A 20,658-nucleotide genomic window follows, 5' to 3' on the forward strand; every position below is an offset into this window, starting at 1 on the left:
ACTGAGGTTAATAAAGACAAGGCACGGTACTTTGTACCGTGCCTTGTCTTTATTAGGGATTTTAAGCACCGGTGGCGATCGCCTCACTAGCCAGCCAACGAGTAACCCTGGATATTTTCAGGATCAAATGAGTGCAAAATTTTAGCTGTTTGATCCACTGATTGCTCAGGGCCTTTTACCACAATTAAGTACTTCCCAGCATTGAGGCTATTGCGGTAGGAAAGTGCATCACCACTGCCAGCCGTCCAACCTACCAGAGTTCCAACAATCATGGCACCCGTAATACCTGCACCCGCACCCAAAAGACCACCAATAATGTGGCTGATTGCCAGGGAGGTCGGTCCGATTTGGATATTGGTCAGCCAGTTAAAGAAATAACCTGCTGCAAATCCAAAGGGAACCAGCAAAAATAACAGTCGTGTAATATTGGCCTTAGCCGCGTGATTGGGCTCAATGAGACCAAATTCATCTGCGCTCATGTGACCGTTGCCAAGAAGAGCGATTTGCTCAGCAGGCAAATTAGCAGATTGCAATGCATTATATGCTTCCTCTGCTTTCTCTTTATCAGAGAGAACAGAGACCAAGTAGTTCTTTGCCATGTACTTCACCTAAAACCGACAACAGGAGGGCGATCGCTCCTCCAAAAAACGAAATAGCTGCTCCTGGGATTACAGGAATCAGCGTGAGAACAATTTTCCGCGTGCTCAGCACGCGGAAAATACGTCCTATCACGGTTCTAAAGCCCAACTAAACAGATAGTTACAACGCTTTAGACGGGGTTTTCCCCATACGTATCACGCAGGAAAAATCGCCCTTGCAAACGACCCTATACTTCTACAGGGGTTTGCTTGTTTACAGACTGGATGTCACCACTGGGCTGAAGTGCATTCCCTTCAATGAAGGAGCGCAGCATCCAAGCCATCTCTTCGTGCTGTTCCATCAAACCTGTCAAGAAGTCCGCCGTACCTTCGTCGTGGAATTCATCCGAGCACTGGTCGATGTTTTCCCGCATAGTACGGATGATCAGTTCATGATCCTCTACCAGGTTCTGCACCATGCCGCTGGCGCTGGGCACTTCGCCTTCATGTTCTTGAATGGAAGCCGCACTCAGAAAACCTTGAGCGGTTCCCAGAGGGTAACCACCCAGCATCCGAACGCGCTCGGCAATGGAGTCAATACTCTCGGTCAGAGCTTGATAGTGCTCTTCCCACAGCTCGTGCAGGCTGCGGAACTGAGGACCAACCACATCCCAGTGGTACTTCTTGGTCTTAATCAGAAGCAGATAGGCATTTGCCAAATTCTGGTTCAAAAGATTAACGACTCCGCGCCGTTGTTCTTCAGTCAAACCAATGTCGAGTGGTCGCATACAGATTTGTCCACCTTTACGGGCCTACCCTTCCAGTTGAACAAAAACGCAAATTTTTAGTATCCATCCAATGAAATAAACACAGCTAAAGTAATTTTGAATAGTGTTACGGGTAACGACTTGTACAGACTTATACAAATGGATGATAAGGTGTAGGCTTATGGAGCAAACTCAAGGGTAAAAAGATAGTTTTAAGGCTATTCAAACGGTGTAATTAGGCGATCGCCCCTATGTCTAATGACTGAACATCATCTCCTCCTTCTAGAACTCTGGCTAGGGGCGGATGGTTGAAAATTGGAGGACTGCTCTAATCAAAAAAATGTCATAAATTCGCTTTAACCTTTTTAAGCTATTCCATTAAATAAATCCTTTTTGTTAAATTTGCTTTTCTCTACCGGATCACAACCAATGAATAACCCGCCGACGGATCGTTTAAAGGGCATAGAGCTCATTAGTTGTGCTAAGTCTGTTGCTTCCCGAGGGTTGCAAGAAGCGACGCGGCAATGTGGCTACAGTCAGGATACGCAAGCCTTTTTTAACGAGTTGGAGCAAGCCTGTAATGCTCTAGGTATTAATATTAGTTCCATTAATGATCTAGTTACGGATCAGGAAAACTTAATTCGGAAAGGTGGTGTTGAAGTTGCACCCGATTCTTCAACGGAATTGTAAAGGAAATGCCTTAAAGATTGTTTCGATGCGTAAAATCAAAAGCTGAGTTAACGGGTCCTGTTTTAGATGCTTGAGTCACTTTTTCTGTGAGCAAGTCACTAAGCATAACTCAACATAAACTCAAGATGATGTGTTGTTCATCACGACAGTACATCGTTTTGGATTTATGTCGAATGCGCATACAAGTTGAGCTCCTTGTCTAATTCTTTTAAGAGATAACTTCTGATCTTAGAAATTCTGCCTTTAGATGGAGCATTCCTTCTTCTTAAATTGGGTTAGATGGAAGCTATAGATGAGCAATGATTCTTTCAGGTGTGAACCTGGAGCAATCTAAGAATTTTTCAGGTTTGGTGAAGGTGTTTTAGAAAAATCAAGAGAGTCTAGCATATGTCCCCCGAAGAGAAAAAAAGACGAGTTGTTGGTAAGGTTTCCCATAGCATGCTTGCAACTCGCGATGGTTTTTTAGTTGCTGCTGAAGGGTCGCTCGTTAATGAAACAGAAGCCGATATTGCTGAAGTTTCAGGCCTTTTAGATAACCTGTACCGGGCAACTCATTATTCTTCGGGTAGAAGCCGTCCCTTCAACCCGATGGATGAATTCTAGGGTCCGCTTCAAACGTCATTTTTTCGTGCGCTTCACGCACAAAAAAATGGCCCTTTCAACTAGCTTTAAACTACACCCTAGAGAATAAGGCTACTTTGGTTTTCGCCCTCAAAAGACCAGTTCCCCTATCGTTTATTTCTTTAAACCTGATAGAAAACCACTGATGAGCATCATTCTCCGCGAAGATGTTACCTATCTTCTTCTCGAAAAGCTGTTTTGTCCAACAGCGGACGCCCATCGGCAGTTTGATCAGGAGATGGGCGATCGCCAGATTAACCCCCATGAAATTCTGCTGCACCTGCACTATCTGGCCCAATGGGGCTATATTGAGGCTCTATCTGACCTGGCAGCTAAGCCTGATTCAGCGAACTCGCTTCCTCTCAGCCAGGTAGCCCTAACCCAGCAAGGTCAGCAATTTTACAAGCGGTTACTGGCTAACTCCCCCCATTTAGTAGAAGGGAATACATCGTTAAAGCCTGAAGTATCTGGATTTCTCGCTTTATAAGGGATTTAGTTATCGCGAGTGCGCTCGACATGCTTGAGCACGTGTAATGTAAACAACGTTAGCACTGTCACCAAAATTCCCATTTGCCACTGGCCAACGCTGACGCCTAAGCCGATGGCTGCCGAGATCCAAACTGTTGCTGCAGAGGTGAGACCGTGGGTGCGATCGCCCTTCAAAATCGACCCCGCTCCCACAAAACCAACACCTGTGCTAATCCCCTGAACAACGCGGGAAAGGCTATCGACCGATTCCTGGCCTGTCTGGCTCTGAAGCAGGCTCAGAGCAAAGGTCGCAGAACCTAAACTTACCAAAATGTTCGTTCGCAGCCCGGCCGGTTTAGAAGCCCGTTCTCGTTCCCACCCGATCATGGCACCCAGTAACATGGCCAGCAGTAACCGTCCCGCAAGCTCCAAAAACGACAAGGGATAAGTATTAGGCATCATTCGTCCCGAACAGTATTACCTATAGCAGCCTAAGGATTTTCAAAGAACCTGTACATTACCCGCAGAGAGACGCCAGGAAGATTCACATGTGGCAACGTTGGGCGAATTATTGGAATCGGGGTGTCATCCTCATGATTCTTGTGAATCTGTCGTTGGTATTTTTCAACCTGAGCTACATCTCTCTACGCTGGTGGTACTTAGACCAAATGCCACGGCTTGTTGAAATCTACGACCCCATCAAGGGTATTGAACCGAGCCCTACCGCTGAGCGTTACTTGGAAACAGTAGATCAGCTGAACCAGAGGATTGGCACCCAGGGGTTAGAGGCCACCCAAACTGCTGAATTGTTAGCAAATTTACGGCAACAGAGCCAGATTCTTACGACGGAAACACTCTTTGCCTCTTCTCAGCAGGAGCGGCTATTCGCAGAACTTCAGCGACGCATACAAGTGCGCATGCAGACGGCTTCTGCGACGGATGCATGGATTCAATTTTGGCAAACCGACTATTTGCAGCAAACAGGTTGGCCTGAAGCCAGAAATTTCCTTACGAGCGAGATTACTCCTCTTCTATCTCAAACCTACTACCATCGCACTCGGGAGATGGGGCAGCCTGTCGATAACTTCTGGAAAATCGATCTGGCTTTTATGCTTTTATTTGGCGTCGATTTTCTGATTCGTACCTGGCTGATTAGTCGCGAACGTAAGCACATCACCTGGGGGGATGCGATCGCCCGTCGCTGGTATGAGTTTCCCCTCTTCTTCCCATTCTGGCGTTGGATGCGTCTGTTGCCCGCTGCCGTGCGATTGCATCGCACCAATTTGGTGAATGTGGAACGGCTGATTGGTCAGGCGACCCATGAGCCTGCCGCATATCTATCTGATCGCGTCATGCGGTTTGCCCTGGTGCAAGTAGTGAATCAAGCTCGGGCTTCGGTGGAGGCGGGTACTCTGTTTAAGCAATTATCCCCAACCGAAGACTACACCGAAATTGGCCGACCAGGGAAACTGGAACAGGTGGGCGATCGCCTCCTCGAGCTCATTGTCTATAGCGTAATTCCTCACATTAAACCCGATTTGAAGAAGGTACTACAACGCAACCTCAACAGTGTGGTGATGCAATCCAACCTGTATGAGCATCTTCAACAAATTCCCGGATTTAGTATTCTTCCGGCCACATTGTTCAGTAATCTTTCAAATCAATTAGCTCAAGCAGCTTGCGATCTGCTGATTGAATCCTACAACGACACCGAAGGTCGAGTTTTACTGGATCAGCTGAGCCAATCATTTCGAGAAACATTAAGCGAGCATCTCCAAAAAGAGCTGAACTCGGAGGATATCAAGGTCTTGATATCCGATTGGCTAGAGGAGATTAAACTGAATTATATTCAGCAAGCTACCTATTATGATCCCATGGCTATCTTGGAGGAAGCGGAACGATATCGATAAGGGGTGCATCCCAGTTTTGTTAATGTGGCGGGCTTCGCCCGCCACATTAACAAAACTGGGATTTCAATCTGCAAAAGTGGGATGTACCCATCGATAGGTCTTTGAGAAGACCATCCAAAGTTCATCTAAATATATTAGGAATTATGTGGTCTTGTTGGATGTAGAACATCTCACATTCAACAAGACTGCATCAGGTATCGCAAACTTAGCCATATTTCAAATGCATCTTGCCCTAGCCAAAGCGCATGGCACAAAGTGCCATGCGCTCAAGAGTACAACTTTTCGTTTTGAGTGGAGCCTAGCGCCCGTTAGATGCGTTATCCCGGAGGGGAGGAACACTCCGTTCTACGACATTAGGATACAGTTCGCCAAAATCTTCAACGGCATCTGCAGATTCCTTCGCAATCCGCTCTGCTCGCTTTCCAGGCTTCCCTTCCACTTCACGAGCTTCCTGCTGCCATTCGCCCGTCGTTTTAGGACGAGCGGAGTCATCCTGGTGAATAAGGTCGTCTACCCGATTGGTAAGCGCCTTAGTCCGTTGTTCAGCTCCAACACCCGTAGTTAGAAAGATAACGGCTACCAAACAAAGAGATAAAAAGCGTTTTACTTGAAACACTTGAAGGAGCGAATAGATAGGAGTAATAAGTTTGGAAATCAAGCTCAACATAATAAAGCTCCGTGAGTTTTTGCTTCATCTGCTTGAGAGGGTGTTTGAAAAGCCCCAAAAGGACCTATTTTTCGTGCGTTACATGCATGAAAATAAATTCTTCAAACACCTTCAGGCCGTGGTTTAACCCCAACAGAGTTAGACTCTGATGTAGAAGGGGATTAGACCTCTGACCGCTTGCTTCCTGCAAGCATTCTCAAGAGTAACTTGATTTAATTCTTGATACTTCTAGCAAAAGAGATAATATCGGCACTGCTTGAAGAAGCCAAAGATGGATAAGTAGTTCAGCTCAGCTAAACACAACACTTAAAACACTGTACTGCTCATAAAGCAGAAGACACAGCATTTCGAGTTTTCTGTTTAATCAAGTAGCAAGTACTGAATACCTAAGTTTGCCTATATCTGGAGTGGCTTTCCGCCACTAAGTACTGGCGATACTGAGTACTAGCGATAAGGATGGAATGACGCTCTATTGAAGTTTGTAATGACACGCTATAAGACACGGCTATATTTCGAATTTCAGTAGTGTTCAATGTTGGCAATTAACCAATGAGATAAACTCGATACATTTAATGAAAATGAAAACCTACCGAAAGGTAGACGTGTCTATTCCCATCGATATACTAATCTCATATAGCGCCAAATTTGCCAATAGCCCCTGCAGCGAGCTCTGTAATTTCCTTGCAGATTGATATCCGTTCATTGCACTTCATTGCAGAGCTTCATAGGGACGAATTGCTATTCGCCCTCTTCATGGCTAATGCCTGAGGGTAAATTGTTTTCGCCCTCTAAGGAACTTGATTCCTAAGAGCAAATAGCGATTCATTCCGCTCCATTTCATTTTTAGACCCGCTTCCACAGATTCATAATCAGTATGCAGCTTTTATCTCAATCAGGGCTTCGAAAGTTGGCGGAAATTACAGCGAATCCTTGTGTGTCGCTTTATCTTCCGGAGGCTTCCCTTGATCTTCCTCCCCAAGCGCGTAAGAACCAGCTCAGGCAATTGTTGGAAGATGCGCACTTACAGCTTCAAAAGCAAGATTTCTCCCAGATTTTGATTTGGCATCTTCTGAGACCAGCGGAAACATTTTTAGAAAATGACCATTTTTGGCAGATGGTTAGAGAAGGGCTTGCCATCTACTTGACCCCCGATGGTATGTTTTCCTTTCAGCTTCCTCTGCAGGTGGAACCCTTGGTATGGGTAAGCGATCGCTTCTATCTCAAGCCGCTTTTTCCGTGTATAGCATCGCCCAGCTATGCCTATATCTTGGCCCTTAGTGAGAAGCGGACTCAGCTTTATCAGGCGACTGCCACAACGATTAGCAAAGTTCCATTATTCTATGGACTGCAAGTTTTAAATCAGGCTAACGTTTGTGCTTCCCCAGGGGTACGCACGTTACCAAGGGTGCGAGAGCGTTCTACGCTCCTGACCGTTGAAAAGCGGGATGCCCTGCATCAAATTTGCTCACGAATTGATGTAGCCCTGCAAACCTATTTATCTTCGGAGCCTGTACCCCTCTTATTAGTTGCAGAGCGGGACATACAGGCTATCTACCGCTATACCAATACCCTGCCTAACTTGCTGAATGTAGGCTTGGAGCATAATCCAGACGACCTGCCGTTAGAGATCCTGCATCGAATGGCCTGGGAGAATGTTGAGCCCTGGTTGAGGCGATCGCGCGAGAGTGATATACAGCGCTTCAATGCACTTCAAGCCTTGGGTCAAGCAAACTCTTATCTGGAACAAATTGTCCCCGCCGCCTGTCAAGGTCGGGTAGAAACCTTATTTGTTATGGCAGAGCGCCAGTACTGGGGGCAAATTGATCTAAATTTTGGGGCTTTAGAGCAAGTTAACGATACCCATCCTCAAGACGGTGGGGCACTGGTAGATTTGTTAGATTTAGCGGCAACACAAACATTTCTGCGAGGGGGTAAAGTTTACGTTGTACCCGTTGAGGAGATGCCAGCGTCTGCTCCTATGTCTGCTATTTATCAGCGAGCTCATCTATAAATAGGGAAAATAGGATAGTTTTGCGCATAGAAAATATGCGCAAAACTATCCTATTTGTACTGAAGAAGGGAAAGAAAAGATGAGGTGTTTATAAGCTACAAATAATCTATTTGTTTAGCTAGAACACACCAGAATTTCCCATGAGTGCTTTAATATGAAAAAGCTTAGGTAATAGGACTGACAGGTTAAATTTTTTCAAAGGCTTTATTCTTTTTAATAGGCTGGCTTATTTGACAAGAGTTCTTTCAGGTGTATTCCTCTCTCCACTTATCTAAGGCTGAAAGTTCATAGAGCCAATCTGGTGAGTGCCTTTGGCCCCTCCCAGGCTGCCTTGTTCGCTGTATATCTTATTGCGACGAGCGCATGACGCCATACATTAACCCCTGGAATTCTCCTCTAAACTCATCCGAAGCAAACTCTCCAGATAGATTAGAGAACTCGTCCGGTAAGCCCACAATTCTGATTGTGGAAGATGATCCAGATAATGCCTTTTTAGCCCGCTATATCAGCGAAACTGCCGGGTATATTTCTCATGCTGCTTCTTCCGGTAATGAGGCTCTTGGGCTGCTGGATCGGCATCAGTATGACCTGATGCTTCTCGATATTGTTCTACCCGATATTGATGGGTTCGGTATTCTGCAAGAAGTTCGCCAGCGCTACCCAACCACAAAAATGCCGATTATCGCAGTTACTGCTATGGCCTACCATTGGCAGCAGCAACATATTATAGAGGCCGGTTTCGATGGCTACCTGTGTAAACCCTACACGTTGGAAGCTATGGAGACATTACTCCTCAAGTACTGCTCCTGTAAAAGCTCACTCTAAACATACTCTCGTCGGTTGTCGGCAGTATTCGTGGGTTTTAGGAGGCGTTTTCTCACGTTTTTATCCAGGGAAAATTGCTTGGCGATCGCACCCAACGTTCGAATTTAGAAGAGAGTCGCCAATTCAATTACAAAAGTCGTTCTCTGAAAGCTTCCCAAACATTGAGAACAACTGTCTATTACCCCTGGGAAATGGGAGTCCGTTTGGATGTTGTTACGTCTCTTTGGGTTCTAACTTGGGGTGAGCGATCCAAAATAACAACAATAGCCGATCGCCCTGTTTCTAACGTTGCGTCACTTAAGATGTCAACAACCCCGACCTCTAAAATTCGCTCAATTTCTTGTCGAACAATTGGCTTTAAAGAGGTGTCCAAATGATCACGAACGGTTTCTACTAATTCAGTATGGCCGTTGTCTTGTAGAAGCGTTTCTGTTTGAGTTAACGCGTTTTCTAGAACAAGCACCAATGTCGTATCCATTAATTGGCAGGTAACACGGGCTGGTTGATGCTCAAGGTGAGTCCGGTAGAGGGCTTGAATACTTTGAGACAATGAACGTTGAAGTTCACCAACGGTAGGATATTTTTTATCGTTCATTTATGTAGGTTTCTACAATTAATAGATAGACAAGGGACTAACAATGATTAAGATGGAGAATGCTGTTCTAGTTAACAGCGCATCATCTTAGCAAAGAACCTTTAACGGTGAATTGCAACAACTAACTTATGTAATTTCAATTTAGTTGCACTGTTTTCATAGAGCATCCATCCCCGGAAGGATAATAGAAACTACTGTATTTAACTCTAGATTTAATACAGCTCTCAGTCTAAAAAGAACCTTAAGATATACACCGTTGAAAGTATATAACTGCATGTCCTGATACAGGATTTACCTACCATGGATAGCTTAAGCAGGCATTGTCCTGAATCTATGATGAGGTATGAAGGTAGGGTATACAATGCCTTTTCTTCTAAACCTATCTGCAGGTTTCAAAATTATGCCTACCTGCTTCTTACGGGCAATTGGGAGCTCTCTTTTTCCTTTTGAAAGTGATAGTAAAAAGACTTTGAATTGTGTTTTCTATTGATTTTTGCATGCACTTTGTACACTCAATCCCTCCCCCTTAACTCGAATGGGCAATATGAATAAGACTTACGTATGCTTGTTGTGTGTGGTATGGAAAGCACATCACACAACAAGCATACGTAAGTCCTGATGAGTATATGTTGTTATCGCAATATGCAAGTGCGTTAAGTACAGTTCAGCAATTCTCAGTATGGGCTTCAAAGCTGAGAGTTCGTGCCCGAAGGGCACGAACTCTCAGCTTTGAAGCCCGAAAATAGCCCGTCGAAGGCGGGCTATTTTCGGGCTGGATTTCAAAATGAGAATTGCTGAGTACAGTTAGCGGTGGTGTAGGGTACGAAGTGCCCCACACCACCTAATCAACGTGCACAGCGCTATATACCGTTTTTTAAGCTGCGCCTCCCATTTGACGCAGCTTCCTATTGATTTGGTGTGAGTACAAGGACGTAAATTGCCCACCCCATTCTTGGGGTAGAAAGGCTGCATGATTTCCTATGCAGGACTGGCCGCTTTCACCTTGGCAGGAGGATGTTGAGTCAGAACTTTCTTGAGATATTGTCCGGTAAAAGACTCCTTAACCTTAGCAACCGTTTCTGGAGTTCCCTGGGCAATAATCTCGCCGCCGCGATCGCCTCCCTCTGGCCCCAGGTCCACAAGCCAGTCAGCACAGCGAATCACATCCAGGTTGTGCTCAATAACCAGAACAGTGTTGCCCATGTCGGTTAGCCGTTGCAACACATCCAACAGCTTATGAACGTCGTAGAAGGAAAGCCCAGTTGTGGGTTCGTCGATAAGATAGAGTGTTTTACCCGTTGCTCGACGGGAAAGTTCTGTCGCCAACTTCAAACGCTGAGCCTCACCACCCGAAAGGGTGGGTGCCGTTTGTCCTAAGCGAATATAGCCCAATCCCACATCTACCATCGTTTGCAGCTTTGTTGCCGCCTTGGGGATGTTGGTGAAAAACTCCAGGGCTTCCTCTGCCGTCATATTCAATACATCGGAGATGGATTTGCCCTTGTATTTCACTTGTAAAGTTTCGCGGTTGTAGCGGGCTCCTTTACACACTTCACATTGCACGTATACATCCGGCAGGAAGTTCATCTCAATGACGTTCACCCCCTGACCGCCACACGCTTCGCAACGTCCACCCTTGACATTGAAGGAGAACTGTCCGGCTTTGTACCCCCGAGCTTTCGCTTCAATGGTTTCTGAGAACAAGTCACGGATGACATCAAATACACCCGTGTAAGTGGCTGGGTTGGAACGGGGAGTGCGACCAATGGGTGATTGGTCAATCACAATGGCCTTATCCAGGGCATTTAGCCCCTTCAATTGCTTTAATTCCTTCGGCATTGGCACCTTGTGACCAAAATGGTGTTGCAGTGCCGGATACAACAGCTCATTGATCAGCGTCGATTTGCCTGAACCAGAAACCCCGGTAATACAGACAAACTTGCCTAGCGGAATTTCCAGGTCGATGTGCTTCAGGTTGTTACGGTAGGCATCCGTGAGCGTGATAACAGAGCCGTTCCCGGGGCGACGCTGGGCTGGAGTTTGGATGACGCGACGACCCGATAAATAGGCTCCCGTCAGCGAATCCTCGGCCTCTAGCAAGTCTCCCAGAGTCCCCTGAGAGACGATGTTGCCGCCATGTACTCCTGCCCCGGGGCCAATATCCACCAAATAATCGGCGGCCCGAATAGTGTCTTCGTCGTGTTCCACCACAATGAGGGTGTTGCCCAGATCGCGGAGACGTGTGAGGGTGGCAAGCAGGCGATCGTTATCGCGTTGGTGCAAGCCAATGCTCGGTTCGTCCAATACGTAGAGCACCCCGGTCAGACCTGCCCCAATCTGGGTGGCCAGACGAATTCGTTGGGCTTCTCCACCGGACAGGGTCATCGCTGTTCGATCCAGCGTCAAATAATCTAACCCGACATCCAGCAGAAATTGCAGCCGCGCCCGCACTTCCTTTAGAGCCAGGTCGCCAATCTGGGCCTGGCGGGGCGTTAGTTGCATTCCATTAACCCGTTCCAGGCTTTCTCGAATAGAGACACTGGTGAGGTCTTTGATACGGTACTGACCCAGCCGTACCGCCAGAGCTTCAGGCTTGAGGCGATCGCCCTCACAAGCCTCACAGGGCTGATCCACCAGATACTGCTCCAGCTTTTGCTTGAACATTTCGGAGCTACTTTCCCGGTACTGCCGCTCCAGCATGGGAAGTACCCCTTCGTACTTGCGGTTGTAGCCCTTAGCTTCGCGGTAGCGGGAATCCGTCTCGATGTAAATTTTTTCCTCAGAACCGTGCAGCAGCACATGGCGCTGGTCGGGGGTCAGCTCATTCCATGGGGCTTGAATCTCAAACCCAAAAGCTTTCCCAACGCTATAGAGCAGGGAGAAGTAGTAGGTATTGTCCTTCTCAGACCAGGGGGCGATCGCCGCATAGACGGGCAAGTTGGGGTCGGGAATCACCAATTCTGCTGAGAAGGTCCGGAGGCTTCCGAGCCCGTGGCACTCGGGGCAGGCTCCATAGGGTGAGTTGAAGGAGAACAAGCGGGGTGACAGTTCTTCCATCACGGCCCCATGCTCAGGGCAAGCAAAGTTTTCGGAAAAGACCAATTCTAGAGTATTTGTCTTGCCTTCCTCGTCCTTGCGACCATACTTCCCGGCTGGTTCAGCCGCTACTCCTGGTAGTACCGCCAACTGCAGGTCAGGATTTTGGGGAAATTGCACCACATTATCGACTTCTGGTAGCGTTGCATCAATTAACGCAATGCCCTCAGAGCGCTTCAAACAGGTTGAAAGAGAGTCCACCAGTCGTTCCTGAATTCCCTCTTTTTTAACCAGACGGTCAATCACAATCTGAATGTGGTGGCTGTGATTTTTCTCCAGCTCAATGTTGTCGCTCAGCTCCCGAACATCTCCATCCACCCGTACTCGCACAAAGCCTTCTGCGGCCAGGCTGGAGAGCAGTTTCTTATGGGTGCCCTTTTTCCCTCGTACCACCGGTGCAAGGATCTGAAATTTAGTGCGATCCGGCAGGGTCATGATTTTGTCCACCATCTCATCAATGGTTTGGGGAACGATGGAGCGATCGCAAAGGGGGCAATGGGGTTGTCCAGCCCGACCAAACATGAGTCGCAAATAGTCATAGATCTCTGTCACCGTGCCCACGGTAGAGCGAGGGTTATGGGACGTTGATTTCTGATCAATAGAAATAGCCGGGCTGAGCCCTTCAATCGCATCCACATCGGGCTTATCGACCTGTCCTAAAAACTGGCGGGCGTAGGCACTGAGGGATTCTACATAGCGACGTTGTCCCTCCGCGAAGATGGTGTCAAAGGCCAGAGAGGATTTTCCTGAGCCGGAAACTCCCGTAAACACGATGAGGCGATCGCGTGGAATCTCCAGGTCAATATTCTTCAGGTTGTGTTGCCGTGCACCCCGGATATGAATTGTGTTCTGAGCAATGGACTCTAAGCGGCCCGACTCCGCCAGGGTCTTATCTAGAGCTGCCGCATGATGACCATTGGTGGCAGTAGATTTCCGAGACTTTGCAGACTTTGCAGACTGGGCCATGGCCATTTCGGGGGGAATTTTATTGTAGAGATGAACCACTGCGGGGATGAACCACCGAACAGCAACAGATTTTAATGATTCTATCGTTTTGGGTTAGGTCTAGGGGGCCTACCCAGGCTTTTGCTGAAGGCTGAACGTTCCAGAGAACTCCCAATTCAGCCCCCCAATAATACACCTGTTTGCTATGAGATGGCTGTATCAAAAACATACAAGACGGGTCTAGTGGCAGGCGCGACCCGTGAATAGATTTTGTTGAGTCTTACCCATCTGCCATGAAGCACTGAAAAAACGTTGCTTCTTCGTGTGCACCACACGAAGAAGCAACGTTTCCAAGATCTATTAAGACTTTGTACCTGTTAGTGCGGGTTCTTTAACCTCTGAGTTGGCGGTTTCCTCTCCACCAGCTGCCTTGGTTTTCGCTTCCCCATGGTGGAAGCGGATACCCAAAATCAGGTCATAGACGAAGCCCAGAAAATCTTTTCCTTTGAAGATCCCCAGAGTCTGATGACAGCCCTTCTGGTCTAACAACGGTTGGGTAGCGTAGTAGGCGGCCTGATAGTTATACCAGGGAATTGCGGGCCACAGATGATGAATCAAATGGTAGTTCTGACCCATGATCAGCAGGTTGAGGATGGGACTGGGATAAACCCGAGCATTCTTCCAGCGATCGCGCTCCTGAAAAGGACGATGGGGCAGGTAGTCGAAGAACAACCCCAGCGCTAACCCAACGACCAGAGCCGGGGAGAACCAGAAGTTCATGATGTACCCGATAAAGCCGTAGTGCACTCCCAGGTAAATCACAGTCGCCACGGCCAATCGTGCCAGAAACCACTCCAGCAACTCATATTTGCGCCATAAACGCCGCTTGAAGAAGAAAATTTCGTGATAGAAGAACCGGGCGGCAATGAGCCAGAGAGGCCCACCCGTCGAAACAAAATGATCGGGATCATTGTCAGGGTCGTTCACATTGGCGTGATGCTGCATGTGAACTCGGGTAAAAACCGGAAAGGAAAAGCCGAGCATCAGGGCGCTACCGTGACCAAGGACGGCGTTGATGATGCGATTGCGATGGGCCACATTATGAGAGGCATCGTGAATTACGGTGCCAACCATATGTAAGGCCACAACATTCAGCCCAAAGCAGCACCAGTCCACCCAGTGCCAGCGCCAGTATCCCAACGTTGAAAGAATAGCCAGCGCCACCGCACCCACAAACATGAGAAGCGTAGGATTTAAGTCTCCAGGCGGACCCACCAACTCCTTTGGCACTGTCAGGGGCTTCGTGGCCTCCGACATCGTATCCATACTCCTTTTTGCGTATTCCTTGCGTAGTATAAAGGAAGTCGGATACAGAATGAAGTTTTGTGAAATTAACTCATTTAATCTGCACAGAGAAGGTCATAGCTCTGACCTATCCAATGTGTCATCCGGCTCCTTAAATCCAAGTATTCCCACTTTCTAATCCTCTAACCCCCTAGATTTGTGTGCATAACCCGTACACAAATCTAAGGCGCTAGAGGATTTATCAGTCTTCTAAAAAAAGAAAACGCCCCGGCCCGAGAGCCAGGGGTTTAATCAGGGTGCATCTACCACTCCATACTTCTAGTGCCTAAGAAGACTGTCCGGAGAATTTACAGCTCTTTCGAGAAGAAACTTGAGTCGTACTTCACTCGAATTGAAAAGGGTTATAGGTGCGATCGCTAAAGAACCCGAAAAGGACATAGGCGGCTACCTATGCATCCTGGAGCCAAAATAGATTGAATCCATAAAATAGTTTTGAATTTATTTATCAATATAAAGAGTTTGTATTCTTTGACTCCGTAATTTTGCGGTTTTTTCAATTGCTGAAGATAGCCATTTCTAAAATTTAGTTTGTTTTTTAATGAATTGTAGGTAAAAGCTCGTAGAGCCTCTTCTATATCCTTCTCCAGTGCAATGAGGTACGAGAGAGGGATGTGAACGAAATCCTGTACTTCTCTCCTGTAATGTACTGGAGTGGAAGATCCTGTATTCGAGTTTGGGGTTTAATCCAAATCTGAAAGGAGTGGCAAGAAACTATCAGGAAGCCAGAAGTTATAGGAGTTTAATCTGGGAATCGGTAGAGACTCCGTAATATTTTCATCACTACTTAATAAAGCAGTGAATTACGTCAAAGAATTTCTCAATCCATGTTTTCTCGGAGAATCTGCGGGGTACTCTTGGCAAAGTGTGTAAGTTTACTGATGGGCTAGTCATCTCAAATTTAGATGGATTGATCATCTAGATTTGCCGATTTAGCCATCAGAAAAAGGAACTTCACCTCCTCATGATTTATCCTCAATTTTGCTCGTGGAGTCCTCATGCAGAGTGCTAATTTCGGCTCGTTTTCGAATGACCCGTCGCCTGGTGTTGCCCTTCCAAGTTCGCCTCTTGATACGTATCCCGACCTTGGGAAGCCACTTAATCTCTCTGCAACTCTTAGCCTTGCCAGCGGGGCTGCTTATCAAAATTTAACGCCCATTGAACGGCAAGCATCGTCACTTCGAGAAAGGATGTTGCCCTTCCGTGGCCCTGACTATCTCTTGGGAGCAGGAAACTATGCTCTGTATGGCAAATCCACGAATCAAACGAAGGCCGTACGCACAATTCTAGGTACGGCTGGTCGTGACACGATTAATACCGTCAATCGAGCTGTGGCGGTTGGAGATAGACTGCAAATCTTAGCCAGAGGGGCCGCTGATACCGTCAAAGTTGGCATCCGGACTTCAGCTTATGGCGAAGCTGGTAATGATGTGTTAGATGCCAGATTGGGGCGAGGAAGCAACTACCTATATGGCAATGCTGGAGCCGATACGCTCTACGCTCGTACGAATGATTTTCTGTTTGGAGGCGATGGCAACGATACCTTATGGGCTGGCTCTGGCCGCAACCGCCTGACGGGTGGAACTGGTGCCGATCGCTTTTGGCTTGGAAATGGCAGCTTTCCCTCGGCGGTGAATACCATTCTGGACTTTAACCCGGCTGCCGATCTGCTGATGATTCGGAACCTGCCGGGGGTTCGCTCCTTTGCCGATATTTCGTTGGTCCAGCAGGGAACGGGGACTCGCATTCTGGCAGCGGGGCGGGCGATCGCCGTCCTCAATAACGTTCTACCCAGCCGATTACGTGCCGCCAACTTCCGCATCTCCACCAACGACCCCTTAGTTCCCGCCCCAACAATCACAGCGGGTTTGGTGTCTGATACCGGCGCGTCTGCCAGCGATTTCATTACCCAAACTGCTACCATTACAGGTCAGGTTGGTGGCCAGCGCCTCTCTCGCTTCGAGATCAAAGCTGACAACGGCAGTTTTGTTGACTTTACGAATCAGTTAAATAATGGTCAGTTCACCCTGACCCCAGCCGTATTGGATACCCTCAGTGGTGGCACCCTGAACAACGGGCCGCATACCCTTCAGTTCCGGGCAACCAACGACCAGAATACTGCAACGGTGCGAAACTTTACCTTTACGCTGGATACCGTTGCTCCCAGCAACCCTACGCTGAATGCTCCTGGTGTAACTGCCAGCACAACTGAGCCTTACACCTTTACAGTGACCTATACCGATAACCAGGCCATTCAGGTTGGGAGTTTGGGCGATGGTGATGTGCGCGTAACGGGGCCTGGGAGCTTCAGCCAATCGGCAACTCTTGTAAGTGTCGATACCAATAGTGATGGTGCCACTCGCACAGCCACGTACCAGATTATTCCCCCTGGCAATGGCTGGGATCTGGCTGAGAATGGTTCCTACACCGTTGAGGTCCTGGGGAATCAGGTCAGTGACGTTGCAGGTAACAGCCTGACTGCTAGTACGCTAGGTACCTTCAATGTCAACATTCCCCTGAACTTGAATGTGGGATTAACCAGTGACACAGGGGCGTCTAATACAGATAAGGTCACGACCACTGCAGGGATTACTGGAAGTATTCAGGGTAGTGGTTTCAGCGCCCTGGAGATCAGCGTTAATGGTGGTAGTTTTCAGCCTGTTACCAATTCCGTCACTAACGGTAACTTTGCTTTTACAGCAGCTCAGCTGGCAACCTTTAATGGCGGTCCCTTAACGAGTGGTGCCAATACTATTGTGTTGCGAGCAACCACGACGCAAAGTACGGTTACCGAGCAGACCTTAAACTTTGTTCTGGATACGAGTGCGCCCACGGCTGCAGTCACGGCTGCTAATGTTACTGCGGCCAGCAATACCTACTCCTTTACGGTCAACTTTGCGGATGACAATGCCATAGATGTCAGCACTCTCAGCAACGGAGATGTGCGTGTCACGGGACCAGGCGGCTTTAACCAGTTGGCCAACCTGGTTGATGTAGACCTTAACAGTGATGGCACACCCCGTACAGCAACGTTCCAAATTACTCCGCCTGGAGGCGATTGGAATTTGGCTGATAACGGAACCTACACGGTGGCCCTGGTGGCGAGTGGCGTCTCGGATGTAGCGGGTAATCAGAACGCTGCGGCTACCCTGGGGAACTTCACGGTCAATCTTCCGTCTGCTCCCACCGTGACCGTTGGGTTAACGAACGATACGGGCGTTTCTAACACGGATGGCTTGACGAACTCTGTTGGGGTTACCGGGCAAGTTACCGGTTCGGGGATAAGTCAGCTCCAGGTACGGCTAGATAACGGCAACTTTGTTGATGTAACCAGTGCGCTGAACGTAAACACCGGCGCCTTTACCCTGACATCTGCACAGGTTATTGCAGCTGCAAGTGGCACGCTGGCAAACGGAGCCCATACTCTGACCATTCGGGCAACGAATGGCCAGGGTTCCACTGATAGCACCCTAAACTTTACGTTTGATACCCAGCTTCCTCGAGTGCAATCCGTTAATGCGGCCAACGCACTAGCAGCGGGAGGTGCAAACTATACCTTTACCATCACCTTTAACGATACCCAGGCTGTTGATGTCGCAACCCTGGATAATGGAGATGTGCAGGTCACGGGGCCGAATGGGTTTAGCCAGGTAGCCAGCTTTGTGAGTTCCGTCAGTGGGCTTAACGGCGCACGCATCGCAACTTATCGAATTACAGTGCCAGGGGGAAGTTGGGACCTTGCGGAGAATGGTCTTTATACCCTTTCCATAGCGGTAAACCAGGTACGAGATACGGCGGGGAATGCGATCGCCGCCAGCACCGCTGGCTACTTCAGCGTCCTGGTTCCCTCCCGCATCAACTTCCAGCCGGTAGCTTCCGCCGCACCTGCGGGCTATGCGGTTGATTCAGGTCTGGGCTTTGATGCAACCCGTGGCTATGGTTGGGTGACTCAGGGTACCAGCAATGCGCTGGATATTTCAGCTCGGGTGTTTGATCGTGCCCAGGCTAACATCGAGGCACGGCTGGATACAGTGGCTCTGATGCAAAGCAATGGCACCGCAGCCGCGACCGCAGCTGCGTGGGAATATACACTTCCGAATGGACGCTATAGTGTCACCGTCAGTGTGGGTGATTTTGCAGGAGGCAGCAACCAGATCGTCCGTGCAGAAGGTACTACTGTGGTGCCCTCATTTAATACCACGACCACTGGCGGAATTCCGAGCTACTTCAAACTTGCCACAGCAACGGTTGATGTCGTTGATGGTCGTCTAACCTTGGATGCGATCGGTGGAACTGACACGCGGATCAACTTTGTGGAAATTGTTCCCATCAATCCCGGTGATCATCCCAGCGTTCTGTCGTCGCCTCTGGCTAATGCCACCAACGTGAACCGTCGGGCTGCCATCAACATCAGTGACCTGAGCCTGTTTGGAGTTGGAGAAGGCGTTGATGGAACAACCCTGACCTCTGCGACCATCCAGATTTATCGCACACGGGATGGTGCGGTTGTGGCCAGCAACTTCAACACCAGTGGTGGCAACGATACCATTATCATCCAGCCCCAGAGCATTCTCGATCCCAACACTCAATACACCGTTCGGATTTCGGATGGCGTTAAGGATTTGGGAGGCCGTACGTTCCTCCCTTACAGCCTGACCTTCACGACCGGAAATGAGGCGACAGCTCCGACGGATGGTGTTAACTTCACCCAATCGATCGTCTTTGGTCAAAATACCAGTAACGATGCGCCGATTTCGACGCTGCTCATGAGCCCAGACAATCGGTTCCTGTATGGATCTGCTCTGGATGGCAGTATCTATCGCTGGACGGTACAGGCAGATGGCACGTTGACAGGGCAGCAAACCTTTACAATGCCACGCGGTTCTCTTGCTAATGCACCGGAACTGATCGGGATTGCTTTTGACCCCAACAACTCCAATGTGCTCTGGGTCGTGCAAAATACCGCTACGAGTACCCCAGATGCCGTAGATTTCTCCGGTAAGATTGTCAGACTGACTCTAACGGGAGGCGATGCAGCGTTTACGGCGACGGCTCAAGATTACATTGTCGGTTTGCCCCGCTCGGGACGCGATCACTTCGGTAATAGCTTGCGCTTTGGCCCAGATGGAAAGCTTTACCTAACTCAAGGTAGCAATACCTCGGCTGGGGTGGCTGATAGTGCCTGGGGAATGCGTCCTGAACGTCTGCTAACAGCTGCCATGTTGCAGATTGATCCCACCCGCACCCCTCCCACTGGTGGATTCAATGTCCAAACGGAAGGGTTAGGGGCGAACAATTATGATCCCTATGCTACTAATGCTGTTCTCAAGATCTATGCATCGGGTCTGCGGAACTCCTATGACTTTGTGTTCCATAGCAATGGCACACTCTATGCTCCGGTCAACGGTTCTGGTGGTGGCGGAATCACTCCAGATGATCCCAACACCGCTGCAAATGAAGGGTTGACGAACGTTAGCAGCCGTCCCGACTACGTCTACCGTATTCTCGAAGGGGAGTACTATGGTCATCCGAACCCCAGCCGTGGTGAGTACATCATGGCGGGCGGAAACCCAACAGTGGGTCTTGATCCAGAGGAAGTGGCGGGGACTGCTGGTGTGAGTGGATATGCGGTTGGTACTCTGCCTGATCCAGATTATCAAACGGCCTTGTTTACCTTTGGTACAAGCCGTGCGCCTACAGGTGTACTTGAGTATCAGTCCAACACCTTTAATGGACGGCTCAGGAACCGGCTGATTGTAACGGAGTACAGCTCTGGGGATGACATTGTTGTGTTGGAGATTGATCCAGCAACAGGCAATATCACAGGCTCTAGTATCCTGGGCGGTGGTTCCGTCAATCCGGATTGGGGCATGGCTAACCCGGTGGACATCATTGAGAACACCAGCAATGGCAACCTTTATGTTGCAGAGCTGTATCCTCAAGGATTTGGTGCTACTGCGGTAACTGGGCGGATTCGCTTAATTAGACCAGCCTAATTGTTCTATAGCTCCTCCAGGAGGGGGCACCTCGCTTAACGGGGTGCCCCCTCCTCTTTAGGACGGGTGTCATTTGCTGGATGTGGTGTATCACATCACATCCAGCAAACTATTTTGGTGTACGCGA

The 20,658-nt window shown here is 48.6% G+C and carries 14 protein-coding genes; 7 read left to right on the forward strand and 7 right to left on the reverse strand.

The window, feature by feature from the left end:
- Window positions 1-86: 86 nt before the first annotated feature.
- Window positions 87-599, reverse strand: a complete 513-nt coding sequence (locus H6F91_RS05875; protein WP_190773735.1) for a hypothetical protein — start codon at window positions 597-599, stop codon at window positions 87-89.
- A 227-nt stretch (window positions 600-826) separates the two neighbouring features.
- Entirely contained in the window at window positions 827-1,366 is a 540-nt protein-coding gene (locus tag H6F91_RS05880; RefSeq protein ID WP_190773736.1) for a Dps family protein, read from the reverse strand.
- A 408-nt stretch (window positions 1,367-1,774) separates the two neighbouring features.
- On the opposite strand from H6F91_RS05880, the gene H6F91_RS05885 reads away from it, so the two are divergent.
- From H6F91_RS05885 to H6F91_RS05895, 3 genes are all read left to right on the forward strand, one after another.
- On the forward strand, window positions 1,775-2,035 hold the full coding sequence (locus H6F91_RS05885; RefSeq protein ID WP_190773737.1) for a hypothetical protein: 261 nt from the start codon (window positions 1,775-1,777) through the stop codon (window positions 2,033-2,035).
- A 438-nt stretch (window positions 2,036-2,473) separates the two neighbouring features.
- Complete coding sequence (locus H6F91_RS05890; RefSeq protein ID WP_190789253.1) at window positions 2,474-2,638, forward strand: hypothetical protein; 165 nt, start codon at window positions 2,474-2,476, stop codon at window positions 2,636-2,638.
- A gap of 163 nt (window positions 2,639-2,801) precedes the next feature.
- Entirely contained in the window at window positions 2,802-3,143 is a 342-nt protein-coding gene (locus tag H6F91_RS05895; RefSeq protein ID WP_190773739.1) for a hypothetical protein, read from the forward strand.
- A 5-nt stretch (window positions 3,144-3,148) separates the two neighbouring features.
- On the opposite strand, the gene H6F91_RS05900 is transcribed toward H6F91_RS05895, so the two are convergent.
- A complete protein-coding gene (locus tag H6F91_RS05900) occupies window positions 3,149-3,586 on the reverse strand; it encodes an MgtC/SapB family protein (protein WP_242035652.1) in 438 nt (145 codons plus the stop codon).
- Between the two features lie 86 nt (window positions 3,587-3,672).
- On the opposite strand from H6F91_RS05900, the gene H6F91_RS05905 reads away from it, so the two are divergent.
- Window positions 3,673-5,034, forward strand: a complete 1,362-nt coding sequence (locus H6F91_RS05905; RefSeq protein ID WP_190773740.1) for a hypothetical protein — start codon at window positions 3,673-3,675, stop codon at window positions 5,032-5,034.
- Between the two features lie 298 nt (window positions 5,035-5,332).
- Here the strand turns inward: H6F91_RS05905 and H6F91_RS05910 are convergent, their stop codons facing one another.
- Window positions 5,333-5,701, reverse strand: a complete 369-nt coding sequence (locus H6F91_RS05910) for a hypothetical protein (protein ID WP_190773741.1) — start codon at window positions 5,699-5,701, stop codon at window positions 5,333-5,335.
- An 874-nt stretch (window positions 5,702-6,575) separates the two neighbouring features.
- Between H6F91_RS05910 and H6F91_RS05915 the strand changes: the two genes are divergently transcribed.
- A complete protein-coding gene (locus H6F91_RS05915; RefSeq protein WP_190773742.1) occupies window positions 6,576-7,712 on the forward strand; it encodes a hypothetical protein in 1,137 nt (378 codons plus the stop codon).
- Between the two features lie 363 nt (window positions 7,713-8,075).
- On the forward strand, window positions 8,076-8,537 hold the full coding sequence (locus H6F91_RS05920; RefSeq protein ID WP_190773743.1) for a response regulator: 462 nt from the start codon (window positions 8,076-8,078) through the stop codon (window positions 8,535-8,537).
- 178 nt (window positions 8,538-8,715) lie between these two features.
- On the opposite strand, the gene H6F91_RS05925 is transcribed toward H6F91_RS05920, so the two are convergent.
- From H6F91_RS05925 to crtR, 3 genes are all read right to left on the reverse strand, one after another.
- Window positions 8,716-9,132 carry a DUF2294 domain-containing protein gene (locus H6F91_RS05925; protein ID WP_190773744.1) on the reverse strand — a complete coding sequence of 139 codons (417 nt, stop codon included), beginning with the start codon at window positions 9,130-9,132 and terminating at the stop codon, window positions 8,716-8,718.
- Between the two features lie 978 nt (window positions 9,133-10,110).
- Window positions 10,111-13,194 (reverse strand): excinuclease ABC subunit UvrA, encoded by a 3,084-nt coding sequence (gene uvrA, locus H6F91_RS05930; RefSeq protein WP_190773745.1) that lies wholly within the window; start codon window positions 13,192-13,194, stop codon window positions 10,111-10,113.
- A gap of 339 nt (window positions 13,195-13,533) precedes the next feature.
- The gene (gene crtR / locus H6F91_RS05935; protein WP_190773746.1) at window positions 13,534-14,490 is read right to left on the reverse strand and encodes a beta-carotene hydroxylase; all 957 of its coding nucleotides are present in this window, start codon (window positions 14,488-14,490) and stop codon (window positions 13,534-13,536) included.
- Between the two features lie 1,043 nt (window positions 14,491-15,533).
- Between crtR and H6F91_RS05940 the strand changes: the two genes are divergently transcribed.
- Window positions 15,534-20,531, forward strand: coding sequence for an Ig-like domain-containing protein (locus H6F91_RS05940; protein ID WP_190773747.1), 4,998 nt, complete (start codon window positions 15,534-15,536; stop codon window positions 20,529-20,531).
- Window positions 20,532-20,658 lie beyond the last annotated feature (127 nt).

This window comes from Leptolyngbya sp. FACHB-8, from assembly GCF_014695575.1.
In the GTDB taxonomy this organism is placed as follows: domain Bacteria; phylum Cyanobacteriota; class Cyanobacteriia; order Elainellales; family Elainellaceae; genus Vacuolonema.

What these genes read in the sequence shown, in the direction of transcription:
- H6F91_RS05915 (WP_190773742.1), top strand. Translation starts at nt 6,576, where the DNA reads ATGCAGCTTTTATCTCAATCAGGGCTTCGAAAGTTGGCGGAAATTACA.
- H6F91_RS05900 (WP_242035652.1), bottom strand. Translation starts at nt 3,586, where the DNA reads ATGATGCCTAATACTTATCCCTTGTCGTTTTTGGAGCTTGCGGGACGG.
- H6F91_RS05875 (WP_190773735.1), bottom strand. Translation starts at nt 599, where the DNA reads ATGGCAAAGAACTACTTGGTCTCTGTTCTCTCTGATAAAGAGAAAGCA.
- H6F91_RS05910 (WP_190773741.1), bottom strand. Translation starts at nt 5,701, where the DNA reads ATGTTGAGCTTGATTTCCAAACTTATTACTCCTATCTATTCGCTCCTT.
- H6F91_RS05890 (WP_190789253.1), top strand. Translation starts at nt 2,474, where the DNA reads ATGCTTGCAACTCGCGATGGTTTTTTAGTTGCTGCTGAAGGGTCGCTC.
- H6F91_RS05895 (WP_190773739.1), top strand. Translation starts at nt 2,802, where the DNA reads ATGAGCATCATTCTCCGCGAAGATGTTACCTATCTTCTTCTCGAAAAG.
- H6F91_RS05925 (WP_190773744.1), bottom strand. Translation starts at nt 9,132, where the DNA reads ATGAACGATAAAAAATATCCTACCGTTGGTGAACTTCAACGTTCATTG.
- H6F91_RS05885 (WP_190773737.1), top strand. Translation starts at nt 1,775, where the DNA reads ATGAATAACCCGCCGACGGATCGTTTAAAGGGCATAGAGCTCATTAGT.
- H6F91_RS05905 (WP_190773740.1), top strand. Translation starts at nt 3,673, where the DNA reads ATGTGGCAACGTTGGGCGAATTATTGGAATCGGGGTGTCATCCTCATG.
- crtR (WP_190773746.1), bottom strand. Translation starts at nt 14,490, where the DNA reads ATGTCGGAGGCCACGAAGCCCCTGACAGTGCCAAAGGAGTTGGTGGGT.
- uvrA (WP_190773745.1), bottom strand. Translation starts at nt 13,194, where the DNA reads ATGGCCCAGTCTGCAAAGTCTGCAAAGTCTCGGAAATCTACTGCCACC.
- H6F91_RS05920 (WP_190773743.1), top strand. Translation starts at nt 8,076, where the DNA reads ATGACGCCATACATTAACCCCTGGAATTCTCCTCTAAACTCATCCGAA.
- H6F91_RS05940 (WP_190773747.1), top strand. Translation starts at nt 15,534, where the DNA reads ATGCAGAGTGCTAATTTCGGCTCGTTTTCGAATGACCCGTCGCCTGGT.
- H6F91_RS05880 (WP_190773736.1), bottom strand. Translation starts at nt 1,366, where the DNA reads ATGCGACCACTCGACATTGGTTTGACTGAAGAACAACGGCGCGGAGTC.